General features: G+C 68.6%; 7 protein-coding genes. 6 read left to right on the top strand and 1 reads right to left on the bottom strand.

Translation table 11 applies throughout. From position 1 onward, the window contains the following. Positions 1 to 56 precede the first annotated feature (56 nt). The 3 genes from KXS11_RS00430 to KXS11_RS00440 all read left to right on the top strand — a co-directional run bounded on the left by KXS11_RS00430 (position 57) and on the right by KXS11_RS00440 (position 4,577). Entirely contained in the window at positions 57 to 587 is a 531-nt protein-coding gene (locus tag KXS11_RS00430; protein WP_437383449.1) for a DUF6609 family protein, read from the top strand. Positions 588 to 739: 152 nt separating this feature from the next. Then, complete coding sequence (locus tag KXS11_RS00435) at positions 740 to 1,876, top strand: baeRF11 domain-containing protein (RefSeq protein ID WP_437383450.1); 1,137 nt, start codon at positions 740 to 742, stop codon at positions 1,874 to 1,876. A gap of 172 nt (positions 1,877 to 2,048) precedes the next feature. Next, the gene (locus KXS11_RS00440; protein WP_437383452.1) at positions 2,049 to 4,577 is read left to right on the top strand and encodes an ATP-dependent Clp protease ATP-binding subunit; all 2,529 of its coding nucleotides are present in this window, start codon (positions 2,049 to 2,051) and stop codon (positions 4,575 to 4,577) included. Positions 4,578 to 4,780: 203 nt separating this feature from the next. Here the strand turns inward: KXS11_RS00440 and KXS11_RS00445 are convergent, their stop codons facing one another. Continuing rightward, the gene (locus tag KXS11_RS00445) at positions 4,781 to 5,707 is read right to left on the bottom strand and encodes a Ppx/GppA phosphatase family protein (protein WP_437383454.1); all 927 of its coding nucleotides are present in this window, start codon (positions 5,705 to 5,707) and stop codon (positions 4,781 to 4,783) included. Positions 5,708 to 5,881: 174 nt separating this feature from the next. On the opposite strand from KXS11_RS00445, the gene KXS11_RS00450 reads away from it, so the two are divergent. The 3 genes from KXS11_RS00450 to KXS11_RS00460 all read left to right on the top strand — a co-directional run bounded on the left by KXS11_RS00450 (position 5,882) and on the right by KXS11_RS00460 (position 13,169). Beyond that, complete coding sequence (locus KXS11_RS00450; protein ID WP_437383456.1) at positions 5,882 to 7,264, top strand: glucose-6-phosphate dehydrogenase; 1,383 nt, start codon at positions 5,882 to 5,884, stop codon at positions 7,262 to 7,264. Positions 7,265 to 7,487: 223 nt separating this feature from the next. Further along, complete coding sequence (locus KXS11_RS00455; protein WP_437383458.1) at positions 7,488 to 8,006, top strand: amino-acid N-acetyltransferase; 519 nt, start codon at positions 7,488 to 7,490, stop codon at positions 8,004 to 8,006. Positions 8,007 to 8,264: 258 nt separating this feature from the next. After that, positions 8,265 to 13,169, top strand: a complete 4,905-nt coding sequence (locus tag KXS11_RS00460; RefSeq protein ID WP_437383459.1) for an ExeM/NucH family extracellular endonuclease — start codon at positions 8,265 to 8,267, stop codon at positions 13,167 to 13,169. Positions 13,170 to 13,245 lie beyond the last annotated feature (76 nt).

Here is a 13,245-nt window from a genome sequence, read left to right on the forward strand (position 1 = left end):
GGTGGTGCCGCGTCGACATCGCTCGACGCGGCACCACCGGGCTGCGACCATGAGGCATGGACCTCTTCGCACGGATGCCCGAGCTGTTCCCCCTCATGCGCGGCGGCGGAGCCTTCCTGGTCCTCATCGGCCTCGGTATCGTGGCCGGCGCGTTCACCCGTCAGCGGCGCACGCGCCTGGTCTGGCTCATCGTCGGCGCGGCCCTCGGTGTGATCGTCATGGCTGTCGGTGGAGCGACGAAGGTCATCTTCGCGGGTCTTCCGTATCCTGCGGTCTGGCAGTGGATCGTGCTCGGCGTCGCGTTCCTCGTGGAGATGGGTCTCGTGAACGTCGTCCTGCGGAAGGTGCCGGACTGGAACTCGCGCCCGTTCTGGCTGTGGATCCTCTTCATCGTCGGCGCACACTTCCTCATCCTCGGCCCGAGCCACGGGCCGGTGTGTTTCCTCCTCGCGCTCGCGTGCATGGCGAACGCCCTCATCGGGCTGCGGGCGACATCGGTCGACCTCCGGTGGTTCTGGGCGGTGGACGGGGTGCTCAAAGTCGTGGGCGGCGGGCTCATGGTCCTGCTCAGCTTCAGCCTCGGGTGACCGTCGGCCTCGCGCGACGAACCTTGGAATGTCCGCCGAATCGACCACAGACGCTGCCGGGTGCCATCCCTATACTGGGGGCAAGTCAGGCCCACGAAGGCGTCGCCTGCTCCCGGTCGGCTCTTCGCCTGACGCGATCGAAGGAGGCATCTGTGCACCACACCGATATTCCGACCCGCGCCGACATCGTCGAGCTCGCCACCGCTCGAGAACCCTGGAGTGTGTCGATCACCCTCGCGACGAGCACCAACCCGTCGGACACGAGTCACATCCGCCTCGACCTCAAGAACCAGGTCAAGGTGGCGACCGAGCAGTTGACGGCCGGTGGAGCAGACCGCAGCGTCGTCGCCCGGTTCGCGGAGACCGTGGACGGCCTGCTCGAAGACCCCGACTTCCTCCGGTACCTGTCGTCGAGCCTCTCGATCTTCATCAGTCCGAACCTCACCCGCTACTTCCGCGTGCCGAACGTGCTGCAGTCGTGCACCGAGGTCTCCGACCGCTTCTACATCAAGCCGCTCATGCGCGCCCTCACCTTCCCGCAATCCGCGTACGTGCTCGCCCTCGCCCAGAGCGGGGTGCGCCTGGTCGCCGTATCGCGGGACCTCCCCGCGACGAGCATCGAGTTGGAGGGGGTGCCGGCGGACGTCGCAGCCGCCGCGGGCGTCGACTCGATCCGCGGCCGCGGTTCCGACGGGCGGAGCCCACAGGGACGCATCCAGGGCTCTGAGGGTCAGAAGGTGCGCATGCAGGAGTACGCGCAGGCGATCAACAAGGCGCTCGCGCCGGTGCTCGCGGGTTCCAAAGAGCCGCTGATCATCGCCGGGGCCGAGCCGATGACGGCGATCTTCCGTTCCGTGTGCACCTACAAGCACGTCGTCAAGCCCGAGATCGAGGGCAACCAGCAGGAGCGCTCCGACGAACAGCTCGCCGCCGCCGCACGACCGATCCTCGACGAGCTGTACGCCGCCGAACTCAAGGCACTGTGCGACGAGTTCGGCACGAGCGCCTCGAACGGTCGGGCGGTCACCGACCTCGGTGACGTCGCCCGCGCGGCAACCGCGAAAGCCGTCGACACCCTGTTCGTCGACATCGACCGCAGCGTGCCGGGCACCGTCGACGAGGAGAGCGGCGCCGTCACCCTGGCATCCGACGCCGATGCAAGCAACTACGGCGTCATCGATGAGATCCTCCGCCGGGCTCTCCTGTCCGATGCGCGGATCCTCGCCGTGCGTGCCGACGACGTCCCGGGCGGCGGGGCGCTCGCCGCGACCGTCCGGTTCCCCGTCTGAGCGGCTCGACACCCGCACCACCCGCAGCGCACGTGCCCGGTGCACGTGCGCTGCGGCGTTGCCGGGGCTGCGGCATCACGCCCACGGCGAACAGGGGCCAAGAGAGCCCAGACGGTCGTTACTCTCGACGTAACGGCATCACCACCCTGCCCGGTGCCGGAGGAGAGTGATCATGTTCGAGAGATTCACCGACCGTGCGCGTCGAGTCGTCGTCCTGGCCCAAGAAGAGGCCAAGATGCTCAACCACAACTACATCGGGACCGAGCACATCCTGCTCGGCCTCATCCACGAGGGCGAAGGAGTGGCCGCGAAGGCGCTCGAGTCCCTCGGGATCTCCCTCGATGCCGTGCGCGAGCAGGTCACCGACATCATCGGCACCGGCCAGCAGCAGCCGACGGGGCACATCCCGTTCACGCCGCGCGCCAAGAAGGTGCTGGAGCTGAGCCTGCGCGAAGCGCTGCAGCTCGGCCACAACTACATCGGCACGGAGCACATCCTCCTCGGCCTCATCCGCGAGGGCGAGGGTGTCGCAGCCCAGGTGCTCGTGAAGCTCGGCGCCGACCTCAACCGCGTGCGCCAGCAGGTCATCCAGTTGCTCTCCGGCTACCAGGGCAAGGAAGCGGCCCCCGTCGGCGGCAACCAGAGCGAACAGCAGGCACAGGGCGGATCCCAGATCCTCGACCAGTTCGGCCGCAACCTCACGCAGGCCGCTCGCGACAACAAGCTCGACCCGGTCATCGGCCGCGACAAGGAGATGGAGCGGGTCATGCAGATCCTCTCCCGTCGTTCGAAGAACAACCCGGTCCTCATCGGTGAGCCCGGCGTCGGCAAGACGGCCGTCGTCGAGGGGCTCGCCCAGGCGATCGTGAAGGGCGACGTCCCCGAGACCCTGAAGGACAAGCAGCTCTACTCGCTCGACCTCGGCTCGCTCATCGCCGGAAGCCGCTACCGCGGTGACTTCGAGGAGCGCCTGAAGAAGGTCACGAAGGAGATCCGCACCCGCGGCGACATCATCGTCTTCATCGACGAGATCCACACCCTCGTCGGTGCCGGCGCCGCAGAGGGCGCGATCGACGCGGCCTCCATCCTCAAGCCGCTGCTCGCCCGCGGTGAGCTCCAGACCATCGGTGCCACCACGCTCGACGAGTACCGCAAGCACTTCGAGAAGGACGCGGCGCTCGAACGTCGCTTCCAGCCGATCCAGGTGCAGGAGCCGTCGCTGCCCCACACGATCAACATCCTCAAGGGACTCCGCGACCGCTACGAGGCCCACCACAAGGTGTCCATCACCGACGGTGCGCTCGTCTCGGCAGCGAACCTCGCCGACCGCTACATCTCCGACCGCTTCCTGCCGGACAAGGCCATCGACCTGATCGACGAGGCCGGCGCCCGCCTGCGTCTGTCGATCCTCTCGAGCCCTCCGGAGCTGCGCGAGTTCGACGACAAGATCGCCGGCGTCCGCGAGGCCAAGGAGACGGCCATCGAAGAGCAGGACTTCGAGAAGGCGGCGTCGCTCCGCGATGAGGAGAAGAACCTCCTCGGCGAGCGTCTGCGCCTCGAGAAGCAGTGGCGCTCCGGCGACGTCAAGACCACGGCCGAGGTCGACGAAGGCCTGATCGCCGAGGTGCTGGCACAGGCCACCGGCATCCCCGTGTTCAAACTCACGGAGGAGGAGTCCTCGCGGCTGGTCTTCATGGAGAAAGCGCTGCACCAGCGGGTCATCGGTCAGGAGGAGGCCATCTCGGCACTCTCCAAGACCATCCGCCGCACGCGCGCAGGTCTCAAGGACCCGAAGCGTCCCTCCGGCTCGTTCATCTTCGCCGGCCCCACGGGTGTCGGTAAGACCGAGCTGGCGAAGGCGCTCGCCGAGTTCCTCTTCGATGACGAGGGCGCGATGATCTCGCTCGACATGTCGGAGTACGGCGAGAAGCACACCGTCTCGCGACTGTTCGGTGCTCCTCCCGGGTTCGTCGGCTTCGAAGAGGGCGGCCAGCTCACGGAGAAGGTGCGTCGCAAGCCCTTCAGCGTCGTCCTGTTCGACGAGATCGAGAAGGCGCACCCCGACATCTTCAACTCCCTCCTCCAGATCCTGGAAGAGGGCCGGTTGACCGACGGCCAGGGCCGCGTCGTCGACTTCAAGAACACCGTCATCATCATGACCACCAACCTCGGTGCTCGTGACATCGCCGGTGGTCCCGTCGGCTTCCAGATCGAGGGCAACGCCTCGACCGGGTACGACATCATGCGCGGCAAGGTCAACGAGGAGCTGAAGAAGCACTTCAAGCCCGAGTTCCTCAACCGTGTCGACGACATCATCGTCTTCCCGCAGCTGTCGAAGCCGGAGCTCCTGCAGATCGTGGACCTGTTCACGAAGCGTCTGTCGGAGCGTCTGCTCGACCGCGACATGACGATCGAGCTGACGCTGCCCGCGAAGGAACGTCTCATCGAGGTCGGGTTCGACCCGACCCTCGGTGCCCGTCCGCTGCGTCGCGCCATGCAGCGCGAGGTGGAGGACCAGCTCTCCGAGCAGATCCTGCACGGCGAGCTGAACGCGGGCGACCACGTGCACGTCGACTTCCTCGACGGTGCGTTCACGTTCACGACCTCGGCTCGTGGCGAGTCCGTCGGTGCCGGGGTCAACGCCCAGGCGTCTCTCGGTACGGGCTCCGCGACGCCGGACCTCGCGATCACCGCAGAGTAGTCAGATCACGTCAGGCCCTTCGACAGGCTCAGGGAACGGTCCTCCGTTCTCGGGTCGGTCGGAGGGCCTTCGTGTGTCCGGCGACGGTCAGCTGGGCCTCAGCCCCGGGGGTCCCTGAGCCCGTCGAGGGGCGTGTCCCGTCCCTCCGGTCCCCGAGAGCCCGTCCCTCCGGTCCCCGAGCCTGTCGACGGGCGCCGTACGGTCTATCCCAGGCGGTCGAGGTACCGCAGGATGATGCCCTCGCGGAGTGCCCATGGCGAGACGTCGAGTTCGCGGACGCTGAAGGCGGCCATCGCCTCGGAGAGCACGATGCCGCCCGCGACGATCTGGAAGGTGCGGTCGGCGGTGATGCCGGGGAGCGCCGGCCGGGCATCGGCCGGGATGCGCGCGAGACGGGGGATCCAGTCGTCGAGCTGGCTGCGTCGGAGGAGTGAGCGTTCTGTGCCGCCGATGCCGTCGGCGACGGAGCCGGCGAGACGAGCGAGCGAGCGGATCGTCTTCGAGGAACCGACGACGTGGTGGGCTTCGGGTTCCGCGGCGAACGCGGGGAGCGCGTCGGCGAGCACTCGGCGGGCATGCTGCCGCAGTGCCTCCTGCTGCTCGGCAGTCGGCGGATCGTCGTGCAGGAATCCGACCGTCGAGCGTCCCGCGCCGAGGGGGAGCGAGATCGCGACGTCGGGATACTCGTCGCCGCCAGCCGCGATCTCCAGGGATCCGCCACCGATGTCGAGGAGGAGCATCTCGCCGGCGGACCAGCCGTACCAGCGGCGGACGGCGAGGAAGGTGAGCTTCGCCTCGTCGTCGCCCGACAGGACCTGCAGCGCGATGCCGGTGCGCTCCTCGATGAGTGCGAGGACCTCGGGGCCGTTCGTCGCTTCTCGGATGGCGGAGGTCGCCATCGAGAGGAGCTCGTCGAGCCCGCTGTCTCGCGCGATGGCCGCCGCAGCGCCGATGGAGTCGAGGATGACGGCGACGCCCTCGTCGCTGATCGAGCCGTCGGGGGTGAGGTAGCGCATGAGGCGCAGCACCGACTTGTGCGAAGACTGGGGGATCGGGCGCGCGCCGGGGTGAGCGTCGACGATGAGCAGATGGACCGTGTTCGAACCGACGTCGAGAACTCCAAGGCGCATGCGCTCACAGTAGCGGCTCGGGTGGTGAGGTGCCGGTGCCAGCGCGGTGCGCTCGACCGGGTGCGACTGCGGCCGCTCCCGCCATCGGTCGCGACACGGCCCGCGCTCGGGCGAGCGCACCGCGCTGGCACGGCGAGGAGACGGCTGTGCTGCCCACGGCGTAGGATCGGCCGCATGACGGACTCCCCGGCGACAGGTTCAGCACACCGCACCCGCACCCTCGTGATCCTCGGCGCCGGGGGAGACCTCACGGCTCGCCTCCTGCTGCCCGGTCTCGCCTCGCTCCTGGCATCGCCACGAGGCGCGGACATGCGTCTCATCGGCGTCGACCGGTCGGCATCGACCGACGACGCCTGGCGGAAGCGTGTCGCGGCGTCCTTCGCGGAGTCGCCGTCGAAGACCGCGGACACCGTCATCGCGCACACGAGCTACGTGCAGGCCGACGTGTCTGACCCCGCCGACCTGGCCCGTGTCCTGGAGGCGGCCGGGCCGGACGTCTCGCTCTACTTCGCCCTGCCGCCGGCGGTCACCCTGCTCGCCTGCAAGGCGCTGCGCACCCTCGACCTCCCGAAGGGCATCACGCTCGCGCTGGAGAAGCCGTTCGGGACCGACTACGCGACGGCCCGCTCGCTGAACCGCCTGCTGCAGCACCTCGTGCCAGAGGAGCAGGTGTTCCGCGTCGACCACTTCCTCGGCAAGTCCACCGTGCTGAACCTCCTCGGCCTGCGCTTCGCGAACCGGATCTTCGAGCCCTTGCTCTCCGCGGACAACGTGGAGCGGGTCGACATCGTGTTCGACGAACAGCTCGCGCTCGAGGGACGCGCCGGGTACTACGACAAGGCGGGTGCGTTGATCGACATGATCCAGAGCCACCTGCTCCTGGTGCTCGCATTCGCGGCCATGGAGCCCCCGGCGAGCGTCGACGCGGAGGACCTCCGCGGCGGCATGGCGCAGGTGCTGCGCGCGACGCGACCGTGGAAGAAGGACGGCACCGCGAGTCGACGCGCCCGATACGGCGCCGGGACGATCGGGCGACGGAAGCTCCCCGCCTACGTCGACGAAGCGGGCGTCGACCCTTCGCACGGCACCGAGACGCTCGCGGAGATGACGCTCGCGATCGACAACTGGCGATGGGCCGGGGTGCCGTTCGTGCTGCGGTCGGGCAAGGCGCTGGCCGACGCTCGGCAGGAGATCGTCTTCACGTTCAAGCCGGTACCGCATCTGCCGGCCGGCTTGCACGGGACGACCACGCCGGCGCGGCTCCGGATCGGACTGAAGCCCGCGTCGCTCGACCTCGACCTGATGATCAATGGCGAGGACGACCCGTTCGAGCTCGACCCGGTGGCGCTGCACGCCGAACTGCAGGCGGGCCAGCTGAGTGCGTACGGGGAAGTGCTCGCGAGCATCCTGGACGGCGACCCGACGCTGTCTGTGCGAGGGGACGTCGCCGAGCAGTGCTGGCGGATCGTGTCGCCAGTGTTGAGTGCGTGGCGGAAGGACGCCGTGCCGATCGACACGTACGCGGCCGGTTCCGCGGGCCCGAAGTCCTGGCACTGAGCAGTCAGGGGTGGTCGCCAGCGCGGTGCGCTCGCGCGAGCGCGGTGCACCGAGGCGAGCGCGGGGCCTTGTGCGGCAGAACGCACGGATCGGCTTCGGCGCGGGCCATCGACGCGAGCGCGGTGCTCCGGAGGCCCGCGCTCGCACCAATGGCCCGCGCTCGGATCAGCGCACCGCGCTGGCCTCAGTAGACTTTCGGCGGGGGCCGAGGCTGGGAGGCACGATGGTTGAGGATGCTCGTCAGGAGTACACGGTTCGTCGCGCACGGACGAGCGATGTGCCGCGCATCCAGGCGCTCGTCGAACCACTCGTACAACAGCGCATCCTGCTCGGCAAGGACGACGTCGTGTTCTACGAAGCCGTGCAGGAGTTCCGGGTCGCCGAGACGACCGACGGGGAACTCATCGGCTGCGGTGCCCTGCACGTGATCTGGGAGGACCTCGGCGAGGTCCGCACCCTCGCGGTCTCCGGAGATCACCTCGGAACCGGCGTCGGCCACGCCCTCGTCGCGCGCCTGGAGAGCGATGCGATCGAGCTCGGCCTGCGCCGGCTGTTCTGCCTCACCTTCGAGACCGGCTTCTTCACGAAGCACGGGTATCAGGAGATCGGCGAGGAGATCGTGCCTCCCGAGGTCTACGCGCAACTCGTGCGCTCGTCGGACGAGGGTGTCGCCGAGTTCCTCGACCTCGCGCGGGTGAAACCGAATACGCTCGGTAACACCCGGATGCTCAAGCTGCTCTGAACCTCGCCTTGAAGGTTTGCGCTCATCGGTTGGCCCGATGAGAACGGTCACATTCGCGTTCTGACCAGGGAAATTCAACGGAATCGGTGGAGTGGCCGTGCTCAAATGAGCACGTGTCGGTTAACGTCCCGTTCACATTCGGGGTGGTCTTCCGTCACGTATGTCCAGTAGCTTCTCAGGCACTGCCCATTAGCCTGTGCCCCGAACGGGTGTGCTTTCGCGCGCTCCGGACGAGGACAGCCCTGGATTCGGAGCCACATGTCGTCCAAACGTCCCTGGAGGCTGACAGCCTTCGCCGCCCTTGCCGGGCTCGTCGCCGCACCACTCGTGGCGACGCCCGCAGCTGCCTCGACCGACGGCCTCGGCGTCGTCATCAACGAGGCCTACCTCTCGGGCGGAAGCGCCAACGCGCCGTTCACCAACAAGTTCGTCGAGCTGTACAACCCCGGCACCGCTGCGGTGGACGTGAGCGGCTGGTCGCTCCAGTACCGCTCAGCCGGGAGCACGGCAGCCTCGTCGACGACTGTGCCGCTCACCGGCTCGATCGCCGCCGGCGGCTACTTCCTCGTCTCGGGTGGCAGCAACGGTGCCAACGGTGTCGCGCTCCCGACCCCCGACGTCACAAGCGGCCTCAACGCCTCAGGTGCGAACGGCACGCTCGCACTCGTGGCCTCGACCACGGCCGTGACCCTCCCCGCCGGCTCGGTCATCGGAGACAGCACGGTCGTCGACCTCCTCGGCTACGGCACCTCCAACACCTTCGAGACGGCGGCCTCACCCTCGCCCTCGGGCAACTCGGTTCCGCAGTCCATCGCCCGCACCTCCTTCGCGGACACGGACGACAACAGCGCCGACTTCACCCTCAGCGACTCGGTCACCCCGCAGAACAGTGGCGGCGAGACCCCGGTCGACCCGGAGCCGACGCCCGAACCGACGCCTGAGCCGACCACGCCGGTCGAACCCGGGGTCGCGACGATCGCCGAGATCCAGGGCACGGGAGCTGCGAGCCCGATCGTCGGCCAGACGGTGACGACGACCGGATTCGTCACGGCGAGCTTCCCCACGGGCGGCTTCAACGGCTACTACCTGCAGACCGAGGGAACGGGCGGCACGATCGACCCCGCGACCCACCTCGCATCCGACGGGATCTTCGTCTACTCGCCGTCGACGGTCGCGAACGTCACCGTCGGCCAGTACCTCCAGGTCACGGGCGTCGTCGACGAGTACTTCGGCCTCACCCAGCTGAAGGTGACGGACGCCGCGGCGGTCACCCCGCTCGACGCGACCGGCATCGCCGCACCGACCGCCGCCGCCGTCGCGTTCCCGAGCACCGACGAGGAGCGCGAGCGCCTCGAAGGCATGCTGCTCGCGCCGGCCGGCGACTACACGGTCACCGAGAACTACGACACGAACCGCTACGGCGAGCTCTCGCTCACCGCTTCGGCCACGCCGCTCGTCACCCCGACGGTCCTCGGCAAGCCCGGCTCCGCCGAGTACCTCGCGGCCCAGGCCCGATACACCGCTGAGCTCGTCGTCCTCGACGACGGTGCGACCCTCGACTTCTCGAAGGCCGCGAACACCGGTGTCCCGCTGCCCTACCTCTCGAACACGGCGCCCGTCCGTGTCGGTGCGGCCGTCGACTTCACGCAGCCGGTGGTCTTCGACTTCCGCAACAGCAACTGGAAGTTCCAGCCCACGCAGCAGCTCACCGGCGACAATGCCCAGGCGGTGCAGCCTGCGACGTTCGAGGACACCCGTTCCACCTCGCCGCGTGGCGTGGGCGGCGACGTGTCGCTCGCGACCTTCAACGTGCTGAACTACTTCGCCACCACCGGAGACTCGCGCACCGGGTGCACCTTCTACACCGATCGCGACGGCGGCAAGACCACCGTGAACAACTCCGACGCCTCCGGGTGCGGTGTGCGCGGGGCTGCGACGGCGGAGAGCCTCGCGCGTCAGCAGGCGAAGATCGTCTCGGCGATCAACGCGCTGGACGCCGACGTCGTCTCGCTCGAGGAGATCCAGAACTCCGCATCGATCGGTCTCGACCGCGATGACGCCCTGCAGACGCTGACCGCTGCGCTCAACGCGGCTGCCGGCCAGGACACCTGGGCGTTCGTCCCGTCGCCCGCCGCGGTCCCCGCGGACGAGGACGTCATCCGCACGGCCTTCATCTACAAGCCCGCGACGGTGGAGACGGTGGGCGAGAGCCGCATCCTGCTCGACTCGCCCGCGTTCGACAACGCCCGCGAGCCCGACGCACAGGCCTTCAAGCCGAAGGGCGCCGACGACGCGTCGACGTTCCTCGTGATCGCGAACCACTTCAAGTCGAAGAGCACCTCCTCGGCCGCGACCGGCGACAACGCCGACACCGGCCAGGGCGCCTTCACCGGCGACCGCACGCGCCAGGCCGAGGCGCTCGTCGCCTTCGCCGACACGGTGTCGAAGGACCTCGACACCACGAAGGTGTTCCTCGTCGGAGACTTCAACTCCTACGACGCCGAGGACCCGCTCGACGTGCTCCGCGAGGCGGGCTACATCAGCCAGGAGGCGAAGACCGGCAAGTACACCTACGCCTACGACGGTGCGGTCGGCTCGCTCGACCACATCTTCGCCTCGGCCGACGCCGACGCGAGCGTGACCGGCGCGGACGTGTGGAACATCAACTCGGTCGAGTCGATCGCGCTCGAGTACTCGCGCTACAACGCCAACGTCACGAACTTCCATGTCGACGACATGTTCCGTTCGAGCGACCACGACCCGGTGATCGTCGGGATCAGCGCTGACGCGAGCGAGAGTGCGACCGTCAACCTGCTGAACATCAACGACTTCCACGGTCGGATCGACGCCAACACGACGAAGTTCGCGGGCACGATCGAGCAGCTCAAGGCGATGTTCGCGCCCGACCAGACAGCGTTCATCTCCGCGGGTGACAACATCGGCGCCTCGCTGTTCGCCTCGTCGTCGCAGCAGGACCAGCCGACGATCGACGTGCTCAACGCCCTCGGGCTCGCCGCTTCCGCGGTGGGCAACCACGAGTTCGACCAGGGCTACGGCGACCTCGTCGACCGGGTCATGGCGAACGGCGACAACGCCGCCTGGCCGTACCTCGGCGCGAACGTCTACGAGAAGGGCACCCAGACGCCCGCCCTCGACGAGTACACGATCATCGAGGTCGACGGGGTGAAGGTCGCCATCATCGGCGCCATCACCGAGGAGACCCCGACGCTCGTCTCGCCCGCCGGCATCGCCGACCTCGACTTCGGGGACCCGGTCGAGGCCGTCAACCGCGTCGCGGCGCAGCTCACCGACGGCGACGAGTCCAACGGTGAGGCGGACGTCATCGTCGCCGAGTACCACGAGGGCGCTGGAGCCGGCACGCCGGACGGCGCGACCCTCGAGCAGGAGCTCGCCCAGGAGAGCGCCTTCACCGAGATCGTCACCACGACGAGCGCGGACGTCGACGCGATCTTCACCGGTCACACGCACAAGCAGTACGCGTGGGACGCCCCGATCCCGGGTGTCGCAGGCAAGACTCGTCCGGTGCTCCAGACCGGCAGCTACGGCGAGTTCATCGGCCAGATCACCCTCACGGTCGATCGCGCCTCCGGAGACGTGACCGCGTACACGGCGAAGAACGTCGCCCGCACCACGGCAGCCGAAGCGGACCTCGTCACCGAGTTCCCCGTCGTCGCCGAGGTCAAGGCCATCACCGACCAGGCCCTCGCGGTCGCCGCTGAGATCGGCAACCAGCCGATCGGGTCCGCGACGGCCGACATCACCCGTGCATTCAACAACGGCGTGAAGGACGACCGCGGCGCAGAGTCCACCCTCGGCGGCCTCGTCGCAGACGCCCTCCGCGCCTCGCTCTCGAGCGCCGACCGCGGCGGGGCCGACATCGGCATCGTCAACCCGGGCGGCATGCGCGAGGAGATCCTCGCCGGTGAGATCACGTACGCCGAGGCCAACGCGGTCCTGCCCTTCCTGAACAACCTGTGGACGACCTCGCTCACGGGTGCCCAGTTCAAGACGGTGCTGGAGCAGCAGTGGCAGCGCGACGCAGCGGGCAACGTCCCGTCGCGTCCGTACCTGCAGCTCGGTCTGTCCTCGAACGTGCAGTACACCTTCGACTCGACCCGGGCCGAGGGCGACCGCATCACGAGCATCACCGTCAACGGTGCCGCCATCGATCCGGCAGCCAGCTACCGGATCGGATCCTTCAGCTTCCTGCTGCAGGGTGGCGACAACTTCCGTGAGTTCACCAAGGCGACGGACACGCGCGACTCCGGTCTCGTCGACCGCGACGCGTGGATCTCGTACCTGACGGCGTCGAGCCCGGTCTCGCCGAACTTCGAGCGTCGCAGTGTCGAGGTCACGAACGTGCCGACGGCAGCGGTCAAGGCCGGTGCCACCGTCTCGTTCAACGTCGGCAAGCTGGACCTCACGTCGACGGGCAGCCCGGTGAACACGACACTCGCCATCGAGCTGAACGGTTCGCCGGTCGGCACGGTCCCGGTCACCGCCGGAGCCGCCACGGTGTCCTTCACGGTGCCCGCCGGAACCCCTGACGGTGCCGCGACGGTCTCGCTGACCGCACTCGAGTCGGGGACGAACCTCACGGTCCCGATCACGGTCGCGACGCCGCCGGTGGTCACCCCGCCGACGCCCGTCCCGGACTCGGCACTCATCCAGGCGCTGAAGGACCTGATCAAAGCGATCACGGACTTCATCATCGGGAAGATCGCCACGATCCACGTCGGCAAGGAGTACGCCGGCACCTGGGTCAGCGTGTGGCTGCACTCCGAACCGATCCTCATCAGCGACGGCTTCGTACAGGTCGACGCCGACGGCAACGTCCAGGTGACGGTGCCGGAGGACGCACCGGTCGGGGCACACCGCCTCGTCGTGCAGGACGCCGACGGCAACGTCATCGGCTGGCAGGACATCGTCGTGCAGGCCGCGCCGGTCGACCCGGGCACCGACCCGGGCACCACGCCCGGTACCGGCAGCGGGACCGGCTCCGGCACCGCCGGGGGTACGCAGGACGGCAGCCTGAGCAGGACGGGTGCCGAGCCGTGGGGCAACCTGTCCCTCGCGGCCCTGCTGCTCATCGGTGGCCTGGCGCTCATGATCGCCCGACGCCGCAGCGCGCAGCACTCGTAGTGCTCGTCCGCTAGCGACTCCGCAGCACCCGATGCCCCGTCATCGGTCGGACCACGGTCCGTACCGACGGCGGGGC

Source organism: Plantibacter flavus (assembly GCF_051487245.1).
In the GTDB taxonomy this organism is placed as follows: domain Bacteria; phylum Actinomycetota; class Actinomycetes; order Actinomycetales; family Microbacteriaceae; genus Plantibacter; species Plantibacter flavus_B.